Consider the following 20,930-nt stretch of genomic DNA (forward strand, 5'->3'; position numbering starts at 1 on the left):
AATCATGAGTGGAAAATTTAAAAGAGCGGTTCTGTTTTCAGGAGGAGGAACCAGGCTGATGATTTATCTTGGAATGTTCGCCGCCCTTGAAGAATTGGATCTGAAGCCTGATATAGTAATTGCTTCATGCGGCGGAGCATTTGCCGCAACGGTGATCAATGCTTTTCCTGACAACATTTCCCGAAAAGAATATCTCAAGTCGGAGGAATACTTCAGGTTTGTATCCGGAACAGTATTAACAGAACATAAAAAGCTTTCTCAAATCGGAATTTTCTCAATAAAAAAATTACTGTACAAAAAAAGAGCTCCTTTGATTGAAGATGTTTTTAACAGATACCTTGTTGAAATGCCCCAGGATCTGTCCGAAGTTTTTCCTTCATTAAAGAACCTTCAGTTTTCGCAAAGTATTCCTACAGTCATCATCGGATCTGAACTTCTCTTTGATCCCAATGAGACCGGACAGGAAAGAAATGGCAGGAAGCTTTATCAAAAAATCATAATCACTGACCAGAAGACGGCAGAAAAAATCAATCCGGAACAGATCATTATCGGATCCGACAATGTAATGAATAGCGCTGTAGAAATGCTTCCGTTGATAAGAACCGATATTTCTTTGCTTGAAAGCACCCGTATTTCTATTTCCGACATGTTTTATGTAGAACCCGCTTTCCTTCATGGAAAATATTTTGCAGGCGGAGCCATCGACCTTATCCCGATCGAATTGGCCAGTCATCTTGCCGACGAAATCATCACCGAAAAAAAACAATCTTACAGTTCTGTTGAAGAAGCTTTTGTCCGGGCTGTACTTGGTTTCAGTGGTAATGAAAGACTTTTAGAGATTGAACAACTTTCAGCAGATTTCCAGATCGATACAACGGGAATTAAGCAGGATTTAAAAGGACATTATCTCAAAAAAGGAATTAATTGGAGAAAATTTGAGATTGATTTTTCTTTCCCGAAAACCTATGAACAATTTGCAGAAGACATGGAAATGCAGTGGCAGTATGGTTTTGATCAGACTATGAAATCTATTCGTAGATGATTTTTTATGATGAAATATATTTTGGCTAAAGCCGAATGATATTGCTGGTATTTTCAGTAAATGGGCCTATTGAATTTTGAAAATCAGTGATTTTCAAAAAAACTTATGTGAACTTCTATCCTCAAACCCTTACACTTAAAACCACTAAAAGTGTTTAAAAATTTTTGAACCTTTTGTGGTTGATAAAATCCAACTTTCAGTTTCTATCGAATATTGAGAATCTTTGATTTTTCCAAAAACTCATGTGAACTTCTATCCTCAACCCCTTTACACTTAAAATCACTAAAGTGTTTCAAGACTTTTGTCCCTTTTGTGGTTGATAAAAATCCAACTTTCAGTTTCCATCGAATATTGAAAATCTTTGATTTTTCCAAAAACTCATGTGAACTTCTATCCCCAAACCCTTACACTTAAAACCACTAAAAGTGTTTAAAAACTTTTGAACCTTTTGTGGTTGATAAAAATCCAACTTTCAGTTTCCATCGAATATTGAAAATCTTTGATTTTTCCAAAAACTCATGTGAACTTCTATCCTCAAACCCTTACACTTAAAACCACTAAAAGTGTTTAAAAACTTTTGAACCTTTTGTGGTCGATAAAAATCCAACTTTCAGTTTTAAAATCTATTTTTACACAAAATTCAAATCGCGACAACCCAATGAATGTTTTTATCGCAGGCGGAACGTCCGGTATCGGCTATGCTCTTGCCCGGCATTATCTTGAAAAAGGATATACTGTAGGAATCTGCGGGAGAAATCCGGCAAAGATTTCTGAAAATAATTTTGAAAAGTTAAAAGCATTTCAGGCAGATGTTTGTGATATGGATTCTATTGCCACTGCGGTACATTCCTTTTTGAACGATCGCGAAAATCTTGACCTTTTTATCAACTGTGCAGGAAGCTATGCAGAAGATGTAGCTGGAAAAATTTCTTACGAAGAAGCTGAAGAAATGCTTCAAACCAATATTTTAGGGACTGTAAACTGTTTTGAAACAGCCCGTAAACTGATGAAAGGACAGAAAAAAGGCAGCATCGCAGTCATTGCTTCTGTTTCCGGGATTTTAGATTATGAAAATTCCAGTCTTTACACCAAAACAAAACGGTCGGTGATCCAGATTTCTGATGCTTACCGTCGGGCGCTGAAACCGTTCGGGATTTCTGTAACAGCAATCGCCCCGGGATATGTAGACACTGAAAAACTCAGACAGCTCAATCATAATGACCTTCATAAAAAACCTTTCCTTACTGATGTACAAACAGCTGTCAACATTATTTCCAAAGCGATTGAAAACCAGGAAAAACTAGTGATTTTTCCTGCAAAAATGAAATGGATGATGAAATCGCTGTCCCTACTTCCTTCTTTTTTATTAAATACAATCATGTTCAGGAAAGCCCGATGGATGAAACAAGACCAACCCTAAAACAGCAAACCTATGCTTTTGCGCTCTGTGCGTTTGTATTCATGACGGTTTACAATTTTGCAGCATGGTATACTTCAAAGTCTGAAAAAGTACCATCGTTCACATTTGATTTTGAAAAGCACATTCCATTTTTACCATGGAGCATTATTCCGTACATGACGAGTGTCTGCTTTTTTTGTCTAGTCTTTTTTGTGTGTAAAAATCATGAACAGCTTAAGGTTTTAACCAAGAGAATGCTTTTTACGACTATCGTTGCAGGCGCTTGTTTTATTCTGTTTCCACTGCGGTTTTCTTTAACAAAACCCACAACAGACGGTTCTATTGTAGACTACTCTTTTCAGTTTCTCAAGATGTTTGATTCGCCTTTCAACCAGTCTCCGTCTCTGCACATCGCTTATGCGTTGATCTTTTGGACCGTCTTCAGAAACTTAAAAAGATTCCGCACCTTTCTGATGGTATGGCTTATTGCAGTGGGAATTTCTACTCTGACAACCTACCAGCATCATTTCATGGATATTCTTGCAGGAACAGTCCTTGCGCATCTCAGTTTTATCATCTTTCCGTACCGAAAACATGATTTCCAATACAGAAATTTCCACGTTGCCAATTTTTATTTTTTGTCTGGATGGATTTTAATATCAGCTTCCGTTCTTTTGGATCGTTTTTACAGTCATCTATGGTTGATTCTGCTTTGGCCTGCAGGAATGGCGATCATTATTGGGTATCACTACCAAAAAAATACCACTCATTTTCTAAAGGATAAAAACGGAAAAATTTCATTGTGGAAAAAGGTCTTTTATACGCCTTATCGGATGATCTATTTGATTTTCTGGAAATTTTTACGGAAGAACAAAAAACCGCTGGAGATCGTTCCTCGCATATACATTTCGTCAAGACCCGGCCGGGAAGATCTGCATTATTTTGAGGTGACCAGTAATATGTTGGTCTATGATCTTTCAGCAGAAATGGAAGAAATACAGGACTTAAAAAAGAAATCTTCCTATCATTCGGTTCCTTTTCTGGATATCGGAACTCTGGATATCGATGAGACGAAAAAGCTGGTCAATGAAATCACAGAGAACTATAGAAAGCTTAGGGCAGACGGAAAAATAGTCATTCACTGCACCATGGGATTGACAAGAAGCTCTGTTATAGGCATTTTAGTAATGAAAAATATTCTATCTTTACCTCTAGATGAAGCAGTGGATACCATGAAAGGCATTCATAAAGAAGCAGTCATTCATCCTTATCTCAAGGATTTTTTGAAAAAAATTTAAACTATGAACAGCGGACATTTTAAGAGTTTCGACGGCAGTACTATTTTCTATCGTGAATGGAATTATCAGCCACAACAAAAAAGCATCATCATCATCCACCGCGGTCATGAGCATTCAGAAAGACTGAATGATATTGCACAATCTCCTCAGTTTTCAAAATACAATATTTTCGCATTTGATCTTCGCGGACACGGACATACCGAGACAAAAACGTCTTCCGTATTCATGGATTATGTGAGAGATCTGGATTCTTTCTCCAAATTTTTAGGATCAAAATATGCTATAAATATTTCTGATGTTTTCGTTTTGGCTAACAGCATCGGAGGTGTTGTCGCTTCAGCCTGGGCGCATGATTTCGCTCCTGATATTGCCGGAATGGCTCTTCTGGCACCTGCTTTTAAAATCAATCTCATCGTTCCGCTGGCCAATGAAATGATCACGCTTGGAACAAAGCTTAAAAAAGGACTGATTATCAAAAGCTATGTGAAGTCTAAAATGCTTACCCATGACCCGGAACAGCAAAAAGCGTATGACACAGATCCACTGATCACAAGATCTATCGACGCCGAACTTCTTATTGACCTTGCCAAAGCTGGAAAACGTCTGGTAGAAGATGCTGAAGCCATGGATACCCCTGCATTGATCCTGGCAGCAGAAAAAGATCATGTGGTTTTCAATAAAGAACAGAAAACTTTTTATGACAAGCTTGATACGGATTTAAAGAAATATGAAGTATTATCAGGCTTTTTCCATGGAATCTTGTTCGATACCGGAAAAGAAAAAGTATACGACAAAATAGTTGATTTTGCTGAAAAGTGTTTCAGCAGAACCCACAAAACAGCTTCCCTTCATCCTGACCGCTTTTCTGTAAAGGAATATGAGGATCTTCAGAATAATATCGGAAATAATCTGAATTTCAAACTTCAGAAATTTTCACTGAATACCATCGGAAAAATAAGCAACGGAATGGCGATCGGTCTGAAATATGGCTTTGATTCCGGTGCTTCACTCCATTATGTGTATCAGAACCAGCCGAAAGGAAAATTTGGTTTTGGGAAAATGATGGATAAAAATTACCTCAATGCGATTGGCTGGAAAGGAATTCGTATCCGTAAGGAACATTTGATTCAGCTTTTGGAGCAGAACATTGAAAACCTTAAGAAAGAAGGCAGAAAAATTAAAATTCTTGATATTGCCGGTGGAACAGGAAATTATTTATTCGATATTAAAGAAAAATATCCTGATGCCGAGATTGTTATTAATGAATTTGTTAAAGCTAATATTGAGATCGGAGAAAAAGTAATCAAAGAAAAAAATTATCAGAATATCCGTTTTACGAATTTTGACTGTTTTGATTCTGAAACCTATAAAAAGATAGATTTTGAACCTAACATTACCATTATTTCAGGAATTCTGGAACTTTTTGGAGATAATGAAATGGCTACTAAAGCCGTTAAGGGAGCATCTGCTATTTCTGAAAAAGATTCTTTTATCGTCTACACAGGGCAGCCGTGGCATCCGCAACTTAAAATGATTGCTTATGTTTTGAATAATCATCAGAACAAAGATTGGATCATGAGAAGACGTTCCCAGAAAGAGCTTGACAGAGTCATGAAACACAGCGGGGTCCGAAAGGAAAATATGCTGATTGATGATTACGGTATTTTTACAGTTTCTTCCGGGAAGATTAATTCTTAAAACTAAAAAATCACGCTAAGATTGAGCAGATTGAACAGATGTTTGCGTTAGATCTGCCTGATCGGCTGAATTTGCGAGAGCTCAATAATAAGAAAGGTTTTTCAATTACTTGAAAAACCTTTCTTTATCTAAATGGTCTGTAAAACTATTGTTTTACCAGTTCAAAATATAAACTTACATCTACATCCTTAGCTACGCCCGCACCAGTCGGGTCATATTTGATTCCGTAGTCTAAACGGTTAACCGTGAATTTTGCCTGGAAGCCCATTACTTCTTTTCCTTGCTGATTTTTAGTAACTCCTCCAAAAGTTACAGGAATGCTCACATCCTTTACAGCTTCCTTTATTTTCAGAGCTCCTTTCAGTATATAGGTATTATTTTTATCCTTTGTGATCGATTTACTGTGAAAACTCATGGCAGGATATTTTTCAGCATCAAAAAAATCCGGACTTTTAAGATGCTTGTCTCTCATCTCTGTTCCTGTATTGATTGAGTTCACCTCTACCTCAAAAGCAAAAGTGGCATTATCTAAATTGGCTGCTTCCGCGATTACTTTTCCTTCGAATTTGTCAAATCTTCCCTGCACAAAATTGATTCCCATATGCTTGATATTGAAATTTACGGAAGAGTGCATAGGATCTACAGTCCATTCCGTTTGTGCAAAACCCAAAACGCTTAACAGCGTAAAAACGAAAGATAAAAATACTTTTTTCATTATAACTTATTTTTAGTTGAGTAAAGATAATACATATTGATTACCCTATTCTTGATGTAGGTTAGTTTTTAACGTTAGCTCCCATCATTTTAGAATAAAGGAGACCAAAAACATACAGTATAAGGAAAACAATGATTGAATTGAGGTACAACATTAAGTCTATCAAATGATTATCCGTTGCTTCAATAAAATAAATAAAAGGATTAATACCCGACAGCAACAGCATCAGCAGATAAAGGATTTCAAATAAAACGGCCATTTTCCACAGGGAATCATAGCTTCTCCTGAATATCAATATGGTGACCGACCCAATGACTGCAATGATGAGAGATCCAAAAAAAACCACTGTGGGAAGCATTCCCAATTGACCAGCAGACAAGTTAAGAATTCTTCCGCTCCAATTGGCTAGCTGCGCATTGAGACCACTCATCACAACAAATAGGATCACACTTTTAAGAAGAATATTTTTCATGGTTGAAAATTAATTAAAATTCTGAAAGGAGATTCATTTTTTTTAACTTCGCAGTATGGCAAAACTGAAAACAGCATATTTCTGTCAAAACTGCGGAACCCAATATTCCCAATGGATGGGGCAATGCAAAAATTGCGGAGAATGGAATACCCTTGTGGAAGAAGTCGTTGAGAAAACCTCATCTAAAACTCCTCCTTTTTCAAAATCAAAACAGCATGTCATCAACATTATTGAAGTAGTGACCAGCGAAGAACCCAGAATCAAAACACCTTCTGAAGAACTCAACCGTGTTCTGGGAGGAGGCATTGTGCTGGGCTCGGTCACTTTGATTGGTGGTGAACCCGGAATCGGAAAATCTACGCTTTTGCTTCAGCTCGCTTTAAAGATGAAGAAAAAAGTTTTTTATGTTTCAGGAGAGGAAAGTGCTTCACAAATAAAAATGAGGGCGGACAGACTCACCGATGTTCAGAATCCCAACTGTTTTCTTTTTACTGAAACTGCATTGGAAAAAATCCTTCACGAAGCCAAAAAACTGGAACCGGATTTCATGATCATCGATTCTATTCAAACTTTACAATCCCAATTAATCGAAAGCTCGCCGGGAACCGTTTCCCAGATCAGAGAATGTTCCAATGAGATCATTAAATATGCAAAAGAAAATAACACTCCCGTTTTTCTGGTAGGCCATATTACAAAAGATGGTCAGATTGCAGGACCGAAAGTATTGGAGCACATGGTAGATGTCGTTTTAAATTTTGACGGCGACAGAAACCATCTTTTCAGATTGCTAAGAGCGAATAAAAACCGTTTCGGATCTACTGCAGAAATCGGAATTTACGAAATGGTTTCCCAGGGTTTAAAAGAGATCAGAAATCCTTCAGAAATCCTCATTACCAAAAAATTTGAAGAACTTTCCGGAAACTCGGTAGCAGTGACGTTGGAAGGAAACCGACCGATGTTGCTTGAAATTCAGGCCCTGGTAAGCACGGCTGTTTATGGAACTCCTCAGAGAAGTTCCACAGGCTTTGATGCCAAAAGACTGAATATGCTTCTGGCTGTTCTGGAAAAGCGTGCAGGCTTTCAGTTGGGCGCGAAAGATGTCTTTTTAAATATTACGGGAGGAATTAAAACGGACGATCCGGCTCTGGATCTTGCGGTGGTGGCTTCCATTCTGTCTTCCAACGAAGATATTGCGATTTCCGAACATTTCTGTTTTGCCGGAGAAATCGGGTTAAGTGGAGAGATTCGCCCTATCGCACAGGTTGAACAGAGAATTACAGAAGCTGAAAAATTAGGGTACGAAAAAATATTTGTCTCTAATCTCAATAAAATTCCGAAAAGAAAATTTGGAATCAAGATTGAAGAAGTAAGCAAAATTGAGGATTTTCACGAAAGAATTTTCTAATAATATTTCCGGAAGAAATTGGAATAGATATTGACGGACAATGCTGGATTCGTAGTATCCTTAAAGAGTTTAAAACAATGAAAAACAGTATCCATGAATACTATGACCAACTTGCAGAATCCTATGAAGAAAACCGTTTTGGAAATTCTTACGGTAGGTATATCGACGAGCAGGAGAATGTTTTTCTACATTCTTTTTTCAAGGATAAAAACTATTCAAAAGTTCTGGATCTGGGATGTGGAACGGGCAGATTGCTTAAGTTTGCCAGCCATGGTACAGATTTCAGTGAGAAAATGCTCCGTATTGCGAAAGAAAAAAATCCGGGAAAACTAACCGCTGTTGGTGAAATTTCAAAAATCCCGTTTGATGTAGTCTTTGACTGCATATTCTGCTTTCATGTGATCATGCATCAGACGAAAGAGGAAACAATAAAATTCCTTGATGAATGTTTTCAGAAATTAGATCATCATGGAATCTTGATTTTCGATTATCCTACAAAAACCAGGAGAAAGACTGTTTCACCTCAGCAAGACTGGCATGCCGGGAATACTTTTACGGCCTCTGAAATTTCAATTGTATCCGGTGAAAAATGGATTATCAGGAATACTACTGGTATTTTATTATTTCCCGTGCACCGACTTCCCAAGAGCATCAGAAAGCTTTTTTTACCTTTAGATATTCTTCTCTGCCGTACTTTTCTGAAAAAGTGGGCTTCTTATCATATCGTAGTTCTGGAAAAGAAATGAAAAGGATCTTAAAAAAACTTCTTCCCGATTCATTAAAACTGCACATCAGATTGTGGCAGCGGTATTTTAGCGAGCTGCAATCCCGTTATCGTTACCCAAAAGAATATGATTCAAAAAGAATCGGTGAGCACATTCTTGAAGTGAAGCAAGTCATAAAAAAGGGAGAATTCACTGAAAATAAAATCCACAACTTAAAAATAGTTGGTGAGAAAATTCATCATCTGATCTTACAACCCGGTGAAGTTTTTTCTTTCTGGAAATTAATTGGTCAACCCACTTCCAAGAACAATTTCAGAGAAGGCCGGAATCTGATTAAAAATCATCTATCCAGTGGAGCCGGAGGTGGAATCTGCCAGTTTTCATCCATTCTGTATTATGCTGCTCTACAGGCAGGACTTAAGATTATTGAAAGATATCCTCATTCTATAGATATTTATCAAGAACATGAGCGTTTTACACCATTAGGCTCAGACTGTACAGTCGTGTATGGCTATAAAGATCTGCAGATTCAAAATTGCTTTTCTCATCCTGTGCAGTTCAAAAGTTTCGTGAGTGACAATGAACTTTGCCTTCATCTGGTTTCTGCGGAAAAGATCTTTTTAAATCGTATTGATTTTAAATATACCAATGCTGAAAAAGGAGTCTGGGTGGAGACCTTTGCAGAAGGCAGGTTATTGTGTAAAAATTTTTATATTCGTTTATGAATTATTTAGCCCATTCTTTTCTTACTTTTTCGGACGGACAGATCGTAGGACAGTTTCTTGAAGATTTCATCCGTAACAGAGATCGCTATTCTTTTCCGAAAGACATTCAGGATGGAATCACGATGCACAGGGCTGTGGATACATTCACAGATTCTCATCCGGCTATTCATGAGGCCAAAAAAGTATTCTCTCCTCTTGTCAGATTATATGCCGGTGCTTTTGTAGACGTTGCTATGGATTATTTTGTGGCAACTGATTTTAGTCTGCATTCTTTAGCTGAATGGAAAGCCCATTCGCTCAGGGTTTACAGAGTACTGAACGAAAATGAAGAATGGCTTCCTGAACATTTCAAAAAAATGCTGGTAAAAATGGAGGAAGACGATTGGTTGTACAATTACCGCGAAGACTGGGGAATCAAATTCAGCATGCGCAATGTTCTCAATAAAGCCAAATACCTGGAACCCGACATCCCTGTTTTTGAAGCATTTATGAAGAACAAACCTTTTCTTCAGGAGTGTTATAACGATTTTTTTCCTGATCTGATGGCTCATGCCAAGAGTATCAATGCAGAAATTCAACTGGACAACAAATAAAAAAACACCTACAGGGAACGTAAGTGCTTTTTAACAATTTGTGTTGTTAGAATCCGCTGTGTTTGATATAATAAAACGGGAATGTTACCGTAAAGGCTTATTTAAAACCATTGGGTCATCCCATTCTAAATCTTTTTATTTCTGCTTTTAAAGAGCTGATCTTTTATATTGCTGTTTATAACTTTTTTAACTGGTTGTCAGTATATTTTAAAAATCAATGTACTAATCCCTACTTAATCGTAAAGAAGATCATCAATTAAAAAAACGTTCTTCATCTCAATCGTTTTTATCTTTTTCATGATAGTGTCTGATCTCTATTTAATTTTATTTATCAATCTTAAATTTCATGAAAAATTTTCTTTAACAAATCATTAATCAAAAATTAATTACTCAAAATTGCACTTACACAAATATAATTTTTTTTAAACAAAAAACAAATATTATAATGTTAATTAATTAAATATAATTTATTCTTGAATTATTATCAATAAAAAAGACATTAAACAAAGAATTACTCATTAAAAATAATTTTAAAACAAATACAATTCAAAATTATTAATCAATATTCGGTGATTTAATATTCATTCTAAAGTGGAATTGTAATTTAAAAAAAATCAACAAAAAAAGACTAAAACTGGCGGTAGAGATAACGGTTAGGATAAGTAAGTTTTTCGCTTTGTCTTTGTCCGTTCACAATCAGATGAACAATATTGATCTGATCATCAAAAAGGTTATACAGAAAACTTACTGCAGTCTCTATTTTTTTGGGGGAAGAAACCGTTTCTGATTCCAGAAAAATATTCACGGATTCGCTGTCTTCTTCATAACCTACATAATTTACTTTCAAAAATCTGCCTTCAGCCTTTAGCTTAAAATATTCTGCACAGTATTTTTCCAAAGCCTCATTCAGCTTAGCTTTATACTTTTCATCATTAAAATGAAAGGAGCTTCCGTATTTTTTACCTAATCCGTTTTCCAGATCATCCAGAAAGAACCTTCCGGTAATTTCAAAAGATTTGGATTTGGCATTATAGTTAATTTCTACAGAACCTACATGATAAGGATGAACATAGTCGGTTTTTGCAAAACTCTGAAAAAAGGAAGCTATCGTAAAAAGAAAGGCGAAAAGAAATGTACCCTGCATTGAATTTATTTTTAAACAAATATAAAAAAAGCAGCAGTTATGCAACTGCTGCTTTTTAAGGCTTTTATTGACAAGTTTTAACAGTGATTATTCTTTCACTACTTTCTTGGTAACTTTGGTATTATCATTCAATACAACGGTAAATACATATACCCCTTTTACCAATTCTGAAACATTAATTCTATTGGCAGAAGTATCAATACTTGCTGTTTTAATCAATTTTCCTGAGGCATCATAGATTGTTACTGATGCTTTGGTATATTTTCCTAAAATGACATTAACGTAATCTTTTGCCGGATTTGGCGTAATCGTAACCTCTGCATTTATTTTAACCTCTGCCGCTCCTAGTACGCTGGAGCTGGCTTTAGCAAAGTATCCTCCAAAACCTGTAGTCTGGAAACTCACTTCCCAATACTGATAGGTTTCATTCCAGACAATATCACTTACATTAGGATTGATAATGGTAGCTGAACTTCCGAAAGACGCTGTGGTACCGGTATTGCTAGCGCTGGTTCCTGCATATTTTTCAATCACAAGATTGGATTTGTTTGCATTATCAGTGGCAGACATAGGCAACTTCACGCTGCTGGTAAGGTTGTACGCATCAAAATCTGCCTGCTTGAAATATAAAGTAACTTTCCCTGTAGCAGTAGCAGCAGCGGTTGCAGGATTGATCTCATATCTCCTTGAAACATAATTGGACTGCGCATTATCAACCCATACTTTTGAAGTGATATCCCCCGAAACGGTACTCGCTGTTTCTTTTTCCACTCTGGCAATCAACTGGCAGGTATTGGTAAAATAGTTATATCCTCCGGATACTGTCGCTGTTTTATTCAGATTTGAGGTCGCCAGGTTTTTCACTTCAGCGATGTTTTCATATACCGTTGCTCTCATTTTAAGATCAAAAGTTCTCGCCGTCCAGGTGGTTCCATTGGTTGAAGTTTTACTGCGCCCGCTGGCTGAAACGGATTCGTTCTTCATAGAAATTCTTCCACTCAGTCCGTTAATTACAATATAAAAGTCCTTTCCTGTCACCATCTGCACATTTAATCCTGACAAATCCACATAGTTCCACGTAAACCTCTGAATATCGTTCACCCATGAAGAAACTGTTTTGGCAGCAATGATATCACCCGGATCTCCATTGGCATTTACTTTTCTTATTTGAATATCCACAGCCATATCACTTGGAATAGCGGATGTTCCTGTTGAGAAAGAAAAACCTCCTAGTTTCCCTGTAAGTGTCGGTGTATATCGAACGGCCAACGCCGCATTATCAAAATAATTGTTATTTTCTGCGTTTACCAGAATATAAGGTTCATCATAAGTGACTGTTTCAAAATTGGATTTTACACATCCCAGTTCATCCGTTACAGCCTTATAAATATCCAATTTTCCGTATCCCCATCGTGTATTCGGGATATTTCCTGTAGCTCCGTCTTTTCTTGCATTGGCGGTAAGCCGGCTCTTCACCTGTGCTGCTGTCAATGTAGGATTAGCCTGAAGCAGCAATCCTACCGCTCCTGCCACTCCCGGCGAAGACATACTGGTTCCCTGATTTTTCACATATAAAGAGGTCCCGTTGATAATATCCGTTGCTCCAGGAGCTGAATCTCCTGATCTGGAGGAAATAACATTCTGACCTGAAGCAGTAATGTCCGGTTTTTGAAAACCATCTACCCTAGGTCCCTGTCCACTGAATGAGGAAATAGATTCTTGTGGAGTGGGTGTTAAATATCCGCCTGCAGCAGTATACCAGCTTCCTCTTCCCATATATGAGGCTACAGTAATAGCGTTAGAAGCATTACCGGGAGTTCCCACAACATATTCATTATCTCCATTTTGAAGGGCAGCAGTAATGCCTGTTCCCGTGCTATATAACCACCCGTGAGTGGTGATCGCCTGAGTTCCGTTATTCGTGATTTCTAAAGTATAGGTTCCGGCGCAGTTCACTGTAGAACCTGCATTTCTACTGATGACCAACTGTACATAACGTTTGTTATTGTCTGTACCCCAGTAATTGTACATCGATGCCGTAAAACCTCCGCCCAATATGCTATGTGCCGTATTGGTACTTACGTTTTGGGTATATTGCTGCCCATCGGGTGTTGTCAGTTTTGCAGTAACAGCAGTATCATTATTGGCATACATCAGAAATGCAAATACCGAAGACGCAGAAGTATTACTTCCTACAGTAAAGGTATAAGACTGTGCAGCGCTAGGTTCTATATCAACTTTCCGGTGAAGGTTGGCTCCATAATCATTTCCTGCAGAAATCACCACTACCCTTCCGGGGGCTGCCGTTGTAAAACTGTTAACAGCTACTTCATGAGAAGAGGTGCCGTCGTGGGCGCTTCCCTGCCCTCCGATACTCATATTAACAACGATGGGTTTATTTAATGCGGTAGCTACATTCTGAAAGTAGGTCAGCGCGTTGATTGTATTGGTAGTAGGAAAAGAACCATTTCCTCCTTTCACAAAAACGATATCTGCTTCGGAAGAAAAACCTTTATGTCTTTTATCTGCAAAACCAGCCCCATTTCCTGCAGCTGTTCCGGATACGTGGGTTCCATGACCGTTGATGTCATTTTCGCGGACAAAACCTGCAGGGCTTCCATCTAATTCATCTTCAATCTGAGCTCTTGTATATTCTACTCCCGTTGCAAATCCTGCTGGTGGTATTTCACCTGCCTGAGCAGTTAATGTCTGATCCCAGATGGAAACAATTCGGCTTTTCGTCTGGTCGGCTGCTTTTCTGAAATCGGGATGTTTCCAATCTATTCCTGTATCATAAACTCCCACTAAAATTCCGGTCCCGTTATAGGCCGTATTATTAAAAACTCCATCCTGCAAGAGGCTTGCTCCGGATTGAGCTCTGCTCACATCATTATGAAGCTCGTCAAAAGCGGGTGCCATTACTGAAGTCACATAAGGAAGTTTCATCAGCTTTTCAATATCTTCAATGGTCACCAGTGCGGTTGCAAAATTAGGGAGCTGGCTTTGAACCAAAAATCCGTCAGCTTTCAGTTTTTCCGGTGTTTTTGTATAGATAATGCACGAATACATGGTTTGAGCCCCTTTAGAAGTCACTACAAGATGCTTGTCCAATTTCATGTCATCGCGGTCAAGATCTTTTACCGCATTTCCTTTTGCCAGTATATCTTTATTTTTCAACAAAATATCAAATCTGGAATCCAGTTTCTGTACTTGTCCGTAAAAAGCATACGAATACAGTCCTAAAAAAGCAGCAGCAGCATTCCTGAGAAACTTCGCTCCTCCATTCGGAATGTTTACTTTTGCAAGAAATAGTTTTTTTAATTGCATATTTTAAGTTTTTTTTAACATTACAAGTATACAATTTTTATTTTATAAACAAATCCAACAAAACACCATTAACATTCACAATAAGATCGTGATAAAAATAAATAATTCACTCAAATATTAGCAAAAACTAAAAATAAATCACATTTATACTAACTAACAAATAAAAATTTAAACATAAAATTTAAAAAATAAAAAAATTATAAACCATACTAAAAATGCAGGATTTTCTATTTTATTTAAACCTTGGATGGGAACATATTATTTCTCTTGACGCACTGGATCACCAGTTGTTTGTACTGGCTCTGATCGCGGTCTATTCTTATACTGACTGGAAGAAAATTCTTATCCTTGTTACCGCATTCACTATCGGACATTCTATTACACTCGCATTAAGTATTCTTGATGTTTTCAGAGTTCCTTCTGCCTGGGTAGAATTCCTGATTCCGCTCACCATCGTTCTGACTTCTCTGGACAATATTCTCATGAAGAATAAAAAGCAGATTCTGATGCGGGCCAATTATTATCTCGCCCTGATTTTCGGGCTTATTCACGGAATGGGCTTCGCGAATACAGCAAGAGTCATGATTGCCAAAAGCCAGGGTATTGCCATTCCTTTGTTAGGATTTAATATAGGGCTGGAACTTGGACAGATGGTCATCGTACTGGCTATTCTTATCCTTTTATTTATTTTGCTTAAAATTTTTAAGATGAATAAAAAAGACTGGGTTCTTTTTGTATCATCGGGAGTTTTTGCATTAGCTCTGAAAATGACATTGGAAAGACTTCCGTTTTAACCTTGAAACATTTTCAATTTTTCAACTACTTATTATTATCTTTGATAATTATTAAATCTTTTCGGTAATGAAATTAAAAGCAGTCCTATTTTCATTTTCTGTATTGGCCTATACAGGTTTCACCGCACAAAATATCCAGAACAATCCTGGAAGTAACCACGGAAACAGATTCGAGCAGCTCGGGACTATCCTCCCGACTCCCAATATATACAGAACGGCTTCAGGGGCTCCAGGCCATGGATACTGGCAGAACAGAGCCGACTACGATATCACAGCCTACCTTGACGAAGACAAAAGAAATCTGAAAGGTTCGGAAACGATTACCTATTATAACAATTCTCCGGACGACCTGGATTATATCTGGCTTCAACTGGATGAAAATGAACAGTCTACCGTAAAAAATGCAGGATTCCAATTTCCCTCTACTCTTCCGGCGGCTTCTAATGATCAGCAACTGAAGGTTACCGATCTTCCGGAAAAAGATAATGGCTATGGAGTTAATCTTGAAAAAGTAACAGATGCTTCAGGAAATCCGCTGAAATATACGGTGAACAAAACGATGATGCGCATCGATCTTCCGAAAGTTTTAAAGAAAGGAGAAAAACTGGTCTTCAAAGTAGACTGGAACTATAATATCCCGAACAGGATAAAAATGGGCGGCCGTGGCGGTTACGAAAACTTCGCTGAAGATGGAAATGATCTTTACACGATGACGCAATGGTATCCGAGAATGTGTGTATACAGTGATTTCCACGGATGGCAGAACCACCAGTTCACTGGACGCGGTGAGTTCGCCTTGGTTTTCGGGAATTTTAAGGTTTCTATGAATGTTCCGGCGGATCATATTATTGGAGGAACTGGGGAATGTAAAAACTATGATCAGGTTTTGACTTCTGATCAGATGTCCAGATACAGAAAAGCGGAAAGTGCTTCCGAACCGATTGAGATCGTAACATTAGAGGAAGCGAAAAAGGCAGAGAAAAACCATTCTAAACAGAGAAAAACATGGAATTTTGAAGCTAATGAGGTCAGAGATTTTGCATGGACCTCATCGAGAAAATTTGTCTGGGATGGAATGCGTGTTACGATTCCTGAAAACAATAATAAAGTAATGGCAATGAGTTTCTATCCAAAAGAAGCTTATGGTCTGTACAGGAAATATTCAACAAAAGCAGTTGCTCATACCATCAAAACTTATTCTGAATTCACGATTCCTTATCCCTATCCTGTGGCACAGTCTGTAGAGGCGGCCAATGGAATGGAATATCCGATGATCTGTTTCAACTTCGGAAGAACGGAGAAAGACGGGACTTATTCTGAGGGAACCAAAAACGGAATGATCGGAGTCGTGATCCATGAAGTAGGACATAATTTCTTTCCCATGATCGTCAATTCTGATGAAAGACAATGGAGCTGGATGGATGAGGGATTAAATACATTCACAGAGTATCTTACAGAAGAAAAATGGGATAATAAATTCCCATCAAAAAGAGGTCCGGCATGGACGATCACAGATTATATGAAGTTGCCGAAAGATCAGCTGGAGCCCATCATGAGTAATTCTGAAAACATTATTCAGTTTGGCCCGAATGCTTACTCAAAACCGGCTACAGGATTGAATATTCTTCGTGAGACGATCATGGGGAGAGAGCTCTTCGATAAGGCCTTTAAAACGTATGCCAAAAGATGGGCATTCAAACATCCTGAACCTGCCGATTTCTTCCGGACAATGGAAGATGCGAGTGGTGAGGATCTGGACTGGTTCTGGAGAGGATGGTTCTACGGAACAGATCCGGTAGATATTGCGATCGATAAAGTAACGGTTGCTGTCCCGGATCTCAATACCCCTCCAAAAGAAGCCAAAGAAACAAAATATAAAGTGGAAAAACCACTTCAGAATACTTTTGAAGATATTTCAAAAATCAGAAACAGAGAAGATAAGAGCATCACATTCTATGTAGATAAGGATAAAGATCTCCAGGATTTCTATTACCGATATGACAGGGGTCAGGAGAAACCGGATGCTGAAAAAGAATATACTGTAAAAACAGAAGCAGGTATTCCATTGGATGCCAAGGATCAGGAGAAATTTAAAAATCTTACAGGTTACCAGATTGATTTTGTTAATAAAGGCGGACTGGTAATGCCGATCATCCTTGAATTCACATTTGAAGACGGAACTAAACTGTATGACAAGTCCTCTGCACAGATATGGAGACAGAATGAACAAAAAGTTTCCAAGACGTATTATTTTGACAAAAAAATCAAGTCGATACAACTTGACCCGATGAGAGAAACCGCTGATATCGATACGTCCAACAATGTATGGAACAGTACCGGTACAGATACGCAGGTCTCCAAATTCCAATTGTTTAAACAGAAACAGGGAGCAGGTCCTGTAAGAGGAGGAGCCAACGGAAAGGTCAATCCGATGCAGGCTGCCGGAAAAAAATCATAAAACGGGAAAAGGTTGTTTCATATTTGAGACAACCTTTTTTCTTATAACACAATATTTAATGATTTGGGTAAAGACTTCTCCTATTAAATTTTAAATATTAAAATCAAAAAAAATATGTGATCCGTATGATCTACGGGAGATTTCCAAACGTAGATTTTAATTTAAATAAGCCTTTAAAGAATTTTTATACGTTCTCCCAAGCGGAAGCTTCTCTCCATCTTTAAGATACACATGAGCCGCATCATAGGAACTGATGTGGGAAGACAAAACAATATATGATTTGTGAATTCTTATAAATCCCAGATTCTGAAATTTTTCTTCAAAATTGGACATCCGTTCAAGAATCATATATTTTTTAAGAGGAGTCACCAAGATAATATACTCCCCGAATCCCTGCACCCAACGTACCTCATCCAGAAGAACTTTATGCATCACGTAATTGGATTTAAACATGATAAAGTCTTCTTTCTTTTGATGTTCTGTAGAATTATTCTGGTCATTACCACTTCTTCTTCCAAAACAGCATTTCCGCTGATCTTTGAAAAAATGGAATCGGAAGGCTACAGCAGAAAGATTTTAAGATTTGTCATTCCTTTAGGCTATAATTTCAATCTTTCCGGAGCATGCATTTATATTGCTGTGACCTGTTGCTTTCTCATTCAGTTTTATAATATTTCATTAACGGTCAGTGATTACCTCTGGCTTTTCGTGATTATTTCCGTGACTTCAAAAACGGCCTCAGGCGTTCCCGGATCAGGATTTCTTGCCCTTATTTTTACGCTGAACCGGTTTGGAAAAATTCCTTTAACGGATATTGCCCTTCTTTACAGTGTAGATCGTTTTATGAATGAAGCGAGATCTGTGACCAACTTCATCAGCATTGCAGTTTCCGGGGCGGTGATCTCGAAGATCAATCAAAAGAATAAGAACCCGGATATAAGTCATGAAACTTTAGGATAAGGTTAAGGATAAGGATAAGGTTAATATCCAGAAACGTTAATAGCCATTTTCAGTAAGTAAATTCCTCCACATCACTCATCATTCATCACTTATAACTCATTACCTGTAACTTTTAGAAAATCACAAATACTTATTAATAAAAAATCATGAGAACATTTCTTATCCTTTTATTAGTAAGCAGCGCCAATTTATTTTCACAAAAACTGCTCACTCCAGGCAACAGCACTATTGATTCTAAACTGATCAAAGATGAAACATCAGAATCAGTATGGTACGCTGAAAATGCAGGCAAAAAAATAGAGATCGGCAGCATTATGACGGAACTTAAAAAATTAAACAAAACGGATCTGCTCATCAAAACCACAGTAAAAATGAAACAGGCTCCGGATGCCAAGTGGACCGATTCCACCATCGTAAAAACTGCCAGTTTCGAACCCGTCTATCATTCATCTTTTAATACGGGCAGGGACATTGTTCTGAAATCTGAAAAAAATAAAGTTAGCGGATATTATCTGGACAAAAATTCCCGGAAAAAAGATCTGATAGAAATTCCTGCAACAGATTATTTTGAGAGCAGCAGCTACCCGATGCTGATCAGATTCTTACCTTTAAAGGAGAATTATACCGCAGACCTTTCCATTTTCGATTATAATCCGGATGCCAAAAAAGGAATGATGAAAGCCTATGTATCAGAAGTAAAGAAAACAGATCATCAGGGTAAAAAAGTCTGGGCTGTAAAAACTACTGACGATATCGGAGATAAAAAAACCATCGTTACGTATTATATTGACCCCGAAACCAGAAAGATTCTGAAACAGGATATAGAGATGAATGGAAGAAAAATGACAATGGAAGCCATTCAATAATGAAGGCATAAAGTTTACCGCACTGGTAAACTTTTTCATTTCAATCTATTGTGACCATCTAAAACATAGGCTACCTCCATCTCAAATAACAGCATTTAAAACACTGACAATCAAAACACAAAATTCAGTAATAAATCTACACAAAGTGTAATATCGGATTATAATTTTCTTTATCTTTGAGTTACACTATCACATCAAATCGTCAAATTCCTGATTGACAGTAAATGTTCAGGCACGTACAATACACAAAATATTACTTATGAAAAATGCTAAATCATTAAGCAGAGACGCCCAAAAATCCATCATGGGAGGCGCAGCAAAAACAGTTTGTTGTGAACGCGACGACCTGGGAAAATGTACTTTATGGATCGGGCCGGGACAACACTGCCCATAATTCAATGAATCATCAGAGTTCAATACAAAAGCCGGAATCTTCCGGCTTTCTCTTTTCCATTTTTCTGCCAAATTTTCACACTCGAAATTAAAATTCTGCCATTTCATCCATCAGGGCCACATGGCATACATTTAGAGAATTATAATGGAGAATTAATTAAAAAATAAAATATATTATGTCAGTAAACTTTAAACCATTAGCAGACAGAGTTCTTATCGAGCCTATCGCTGCAGAAACTAAAACAGCTTCAGGTATTATTATTCCGGACACTGCGAAGGAAAAGCCGCAGGAAGGTACTGTAGTAGCAGTAGGTCCAGGTAAAAAAGATGAGCCTACAACTGTTCAGGTAGGTGACAAAGTTCTTTATGGAAAATATTCAGGTTCTGAATTAAAATTAGACGGAAAAGATTTCTTAATCGTTAAGGAAGGAGATTTACTTGGAGTAATTGGATAGCTTCTAGCTATTGGCTTTTGGCTAATGGCGTTTCTGCATATAAATTAGTATATGAGGGATTTTAAAAAATTTGAAGTTTGGCAATTAAGTCATCAGTTGACTTTAAAAATTTATGCTTCAACCAGAAATTTTCCTAAAGAAGAAGTTTTTGGACTTACCTCTCAGATCAGAAGATCGTTTGCTTCAATTGGATATAATATTTCAGAAGGAAGCGGTAGAAATTCAGATAAAGAATTTGCTAATTTTATCAATATTGCTTTAGGATCGTCTAATGAAGCTGAAAACCAATTAATTCTTGCTAAAGATTTACGATATATTAATGAAGATGATTATCAGATTTTTTTAGATGAATTAACAACTTTAAAAAAGAAGCTTGTCACATTATGGAACAGGCTAAAGGTAAATTAAAAAATCAAACATAAACTTGCGACTAGGTTAAAGCTAATAGCTAAAAGCCAGTC

Annotated in this window: 19 protein-coding genes; 14 read left to right on the forward strand and 5 right to left on the reverse strand. The window is 37.4% G+C overall.

Annotated elements, in window-relative coordinates:
- Window positions 1-4: 4 nt before the first annotated feature.
- The 4 genes from BW964_RS15775 (at window position 5) to BW964_RS15790 (ending at window position 5,437) form a co-directional block, all read left to right on the forward strand.
- The gene (locus BW964_RS15775; RefSeq protein WP_076508583.1) at window positions 5-1,042 is read left to right on the forward strand and encodes a patatin-like phospholipase family protein; all 1,038 of its coding nucleotides are present in this window, start codon (window positions 5-7) and stop codon (window positions 1,040-1,042) included.
- Between the two features lie 658 nt (window positions 1,043-1,700).
- Window positions 1,701-2,462 carry an SDR family NAD(P)-dependent oxidoreductase gene (locus tag BW964_RS15780; RefSeq protein WP_076508584.1) on the forward strand — a complete coding sequence of 254 codons (762 nt, stop codon included), beginning with the start codon at window positions 1,701-1,703 and terminating at the stop codon, window positions 2,460-2,462.
- On the forward strand, window positions 2,369-3,739 hold the full coding sequence (locus BW964_RS15785; protein WP_084175925.1) for a phosphatase PAP2 family protein: 1,371 nt from the start codon (window positions 2,369-2,371) through the stop codon (window positions 3,737-3,739). The genes BW964_RS15780 and BW964_RS15785 overlap by 94 nt, the downstream gene beginning before the upstream one ends.
- Window positions 3,740-3,742: 3 nt before the next feature.
- Window positions 3,743-5,437 (forward strand): bifunctional alpha/beta hydrolase/class I SAM-dependent methyltransferase, encoded by a 1,695-nt coding sequence (locus BW964_RS15790; RefSeq protein ID WP_076508586.1) that lies wholly within the window; start codon window positions 3,743-3,745, stop codon window positions 5,435-5,437.
- Between the two features lie 145 nt (window positions 5,438-5,582).
- Here BW964_RS15790 and BW964_RS15795 read toward each other — a convergent pair whose 3' ends face one another.
- Both BW964_RS15795 and BW964_RS15800 read right to left on the reverse strand, forming a co-directional pair.
- Entirely contained in the window at window positions 5,583-6,152 is a 570-nt protein-coding gene (locus BW964_RS15795; protein WP_076508587.1) for a YceI family protein, read from the reverse strand.
- Window positions 6,153-6,213: 61 nt separating this feature from the next.
- A complete protein-coding gene (locus BW964_RS15800) occupies window positions 6,214-6,624 on the reverse strand; it encodes a hypothetical protein (protein ID WP_076508589.1) in 411 nt (136 codons plus the stop codon).
- Between the two features lie 55 nt (window positions 6,625-6,679).
- Here BW964_RS15800 and radA point away from each other — a divergent pair, with 55 nt between their 5' ends.
- The 4 genes from radA to BW964_RS15820 all read left to right on the forward strand — a co-directional run bounded on the left by radA (window position 6,680) and on the right by BW964_RS15820 (window position 10,072).
- Window positions 6,680-8,029, forward strand: a complete 1,350-nt coding sequence (gene radA, locus BW964_RS15805) for a DNA repair protein RadA (RefSeq protein ID WP_076508591.1) — start codon at window positions 6,680-6,682, stop codon at window positions 8,027-8,029.
- 77 nt (window positions 8,030-8,106) lie between these two features.
- Window positions 8,107-8,775 carry a class I SAM-dependent DNA methyltransferase gene (locus tag BW964_RS15810; RefSeq protein ID WP_076508593.1) on the forward strand — a complete coding sequence of 223 codons (669 nt, stop codon included), beginning with the start codon at window positions 8,107-8,109 and terminating at the stop codon, window positions 8,773-8,775.
- On the forward strand, window positions 8,772-9,479 hold the full coding sequence (locus BW964_RS15815) for a VanW family protein (RefSeq protein WP_076508595.1): 708 nt from the start codon (window positions 8,772-8,774) through the stop codon (window positions 9,477-9,479). The genes BW964_RS15810 and BW964_RS15815 overlap by 4 nt, the downstream gene beginning before the upstream one ends.
- On the forward strand, window positions 9,476-10,072 hold the full coding sequence (locus BW964_RS15820; RefSeq protein ID WP_076508596.1) for an acyl carrier protein phosphodiesterase: 597 nt from the start codon (window positions 9,476-9,478) through the stop codon (window positions 10,070-10,072). The genes BW964_RS15815 and BW964_RS15820 overlap by 4 nt, the downstream gene beginning before the upstream one ends.
- A 628-nt stretch (window positions 10,073-10,700) precedes the next feature.
- Here the strand turns inward: BW964_RS15820 and BW964_RS15825 are convergent.
- Complete coding sequence (locus tag BW964_RS15825) at window positions 10,701-11,216, reverse strand: DUF6702 family protein (protein ID WP_076508598.1); 516 nt, start codon at window positions 11,214-11,216, stop codon at window positions 10,701-10,703.
- A gap of 87 nt (window positions 11,217-11,303) precedes the next feature.
- On the reverse strand, window positions 11,304-14,543 hold the full coding sequence (locus tag BW964_RS15830) for a S8/S53 family peptidase (RefSeq protein ID WP_076508600.1): 3,240 nt from the start codon (window positions 14,541-14,543) through the stop codon (window positions 11,304-11,306).
- A gap of 215 nt (window positions 14,544-14,758) precedes the next feature.
- Between BW964_RS15830 and BW964_RS15835 the strand changes: the two genes are divergently transcribed.
- Both BW964_RS15835 and BW964_RS15840 read left to right on the forward strand, forming a co-directional pair.
- Window positions 14,759-15,337, forward strand: coding sequence for a HupE/UreJ family protein (locus tag BW964_RS15835; RefSeq protein WP_076508602.1), 579 nt, complete (start codon window positions 14,759-14,761; stop codon window positions 15,335-15,337).
- Window positions 15,338-15,404: 67 nt separating this feature from the next.
- Window positions 15,405-17,795, forward strand: a complete 2,391-nt coding sequence (locus BW964_RS15840) for a M1 family metallopeptidase (RefSeq protein WP_076508604.1) — start codon at window positions 15,405-15,407, stop codon at window positions 17,793-17,795.
- A gap of 156 nt (window positions 17,796-17,951) precedes the next feature.
- On the opposite strand, the gene BW964_RS15845 is transcribed toward BW964_RS15840, so the two are convergent.
- The gene (locus BW964_RS15845) at window positions 17,952-18,248 is read right to left on the reverse strand and encodes a LytR/AlgR family response regulator transcription factor (RefSeq protein ID WP_084175929.1); all 297 of its coding nucleotides are present in this window, start codon (window positions 18,246-18,248) and stop codon (window positions 17,952-17,954) included.
- 21 nt (window positions 18,249-18,269) lie between these two features.
- Between BW964_RS15845 and BW964_RS15850 the strand changes: the two genes are divergently transcribed.
- The 4 genes from BW964_RS15850 (at window position 18,270) to BW964_RS15870 (ending at window position 20,877) form a co-directional block, all read left to right on the forward strand.
- Window positions 18,270-18,755: a cation:dicarboxylate symporter family transporter gene (locus BW964_RS15850; RefSeq protein ID WP_076508606.1), complete on the forward strand. Its 486-nt coding sequence runs from the start codon at window positions 18,270-18,272 to the stop codon at window positions 18,753-18,755.
- 146 nt (window positions 18,756-18,901) lie between these two features.
- Window positions 18,902-19,621 carry a DUF3108 domain-containing protein gene (locus BW964_RS15855; protein ID WP_076508608.1) on the forward strand — a complete coding sequence of 240 codons (720 nt, stop codon included), beginning with the start codon at window positions 18,902-18,904 and terminating at the stop codon, window positions 19,619-19,621.
- 569 nt (window positions 19,622-20,190) lie between these two features.
- Window positions 20,191-20,469, forward strand: coding sequence for a co-chaperone GroES (locus BW964_RS15865; RefSeq protein ID WP_034723531.1), 279 nt, complete (start codon window positions 20,191-20,193; stop codon window positions 20,467-20,469).
- Window positions 20,470-20,520: 51 nt separating this feature from the next.
- Window positions 20,521-20,877, forward strand: coding sequence for a four helix bundle protein (locus BW964_RS15870; RefSeq protein ID WP_076508612.1), 357 nt, complete (start codon window positions 20,521-20,523; stop codon window positions 20,875-20,877).
- Window positions 20,878-20,930: the final 53 nt, after the last annotated feature.

Origin of the sequence: Chryseobacterium shigense (assembly GCF_900156575.1) — a bacterium.
Classification (GTDB): domain Bacteria; phylum Bacteroidota; class Bacteroidia; order Flavobacteriales; family Weeksellaceae; genus Chryseobacterium; species Chryseobacterium shigense.

Excerpts from the sequence above, each read along its gene's own strand:
- BW964_RS15775 (WP_076508583.1), top strand. The coding sequence starts at position 5 with ATGAGTGGAAAATTTAAAAGAGCGGTTCTGTTTTCAGGAGGAGGAACC.
- BW964_RS15780 (WP_076508584.1), top strand. The coding sequence starts at position 1,701 with ATGAATGTTTTTATCGCAGGCGGAACGTCCGGTATCGGCTATGCTCTT.
- BW964_RS15785 (WP_084175925.1), top strand. The coding sequence starts at position 2,369 with ATGGATGATGAAATCGCTGTCCCTACTTCCTTCTTTTTTATTAAATAC.
- BW964_RS15790 (WP_076508586.1), top strand. The coding sequence starts at position 3,743 with ATGAACAGCGGACATTTTAAGAGTTTCGACGGCAGTACTATTTTCTAT.
- BW964_RS15795 (WP_076508587.1), bottom strand. The coding sequence starts at position 6,152 with ATGAAAAAAGTATTTTTATCTTTCGTTTTTACGCTGTTAAGCGTTTTG.
- BW964_RS15800 (WP_076508589.1), bottom strand. The coding sequence starts at position 6,624 with ATGAAAAATATTCTTCTTAAAAGTGTGATCCTATTTGTTGTGATGAGT.
- radA (WP_076508591.1), top strand. The coding sequence starts at position 6,680 with ATGGCAAAACTGAAAACAGCATATTTCTGTCAAAACTGCGGAACCCAA.
- BW964_RS15810 (WP_076508593.1), top strand. The coding sequence starts at position 8,107 with ATGAAAAACAGTATCCATGAATACTATGACCAACTTGCAGAATCCTAT.
- BW964_RS15815 (WP_076508595.1), top strand. The coding sequence starts at position 8,772 with ATGAAAAGGATCTTAAAAAAACTTCTTCCCGATTCATTAAAACTGCAC.
- BW964_RS15820 (WP_076508596.1), top strand. The coding sequence starts at position 9,476 with ATGAATTATTTAGCCCATTCTTTTCTTACTTTTTCGGACGGACAGATC.
- BW964_RS15825 (WP_076508598.1), bottom strand. The coding sequence starts at position 11,216 with ATGCAGGGTACATTTCTTTTCGCCTTTCTTTTTACGATAGCTTCCTTT.
- BW964_RS15830 (WP_076508600.1), bottom strand. The coding sequence starts at position 14,543 with ATGCAATTAAAAAAACTATTTCTTGCAAAAGTAAACATTCCGAATGGA.
- BW964_RS15835 (WP_076508602.1), top strand. The coding sequence starts at position 14,759 with ATGCAGGATTTTCTATTTTATTTAAACCTTGGATGGGAACATATTATT.
- BW964_RS15840 (WP_076508604.1), top strand. The coding sequence starts at position 15,405 with ATGAAATTAAAAGCAGTCCTATTTTCATTTTCTGTATTGGCCTATACA.
- BW964_RS15845 (WP_084175929.1), bottom strand. The coding sequence starts at position 18,248 with ATGTTTAAATCCAATTACGTGATGCATAAAGTTCTTCTGGATGAGGTA.
- BW964_RS15850 (WP_076508606.1), top strand. The coding sequence starts at position 18,270 with ATGTTCTGTAGAATTATTCTGGTCATTACCACTTCTTCTTCCAAAACA.
- BW964_RS15855 (WP_076508608.1), top strand. The coding sequence starts at position 18,902 with ATGAGAACATTTCTTATCCTTTTATTAGTAAGCAGCGCCAATTTATTT.
- BW964_RS15865 (WP_034723531.1), top strand. The coding sequence starts at position 20,191 with ATGTCAGTAAACTTTAAACCATTAGCAGACAGAGTTCTTATCGAGCCT.
- BW964_RS15870 (WP_076508612.1), top strand. The coding sequence starts at position 20,521 with ATGAGGGATTTTAAAAAATTTGAAGTTTGGCAATTAAGTCATCAGTTG.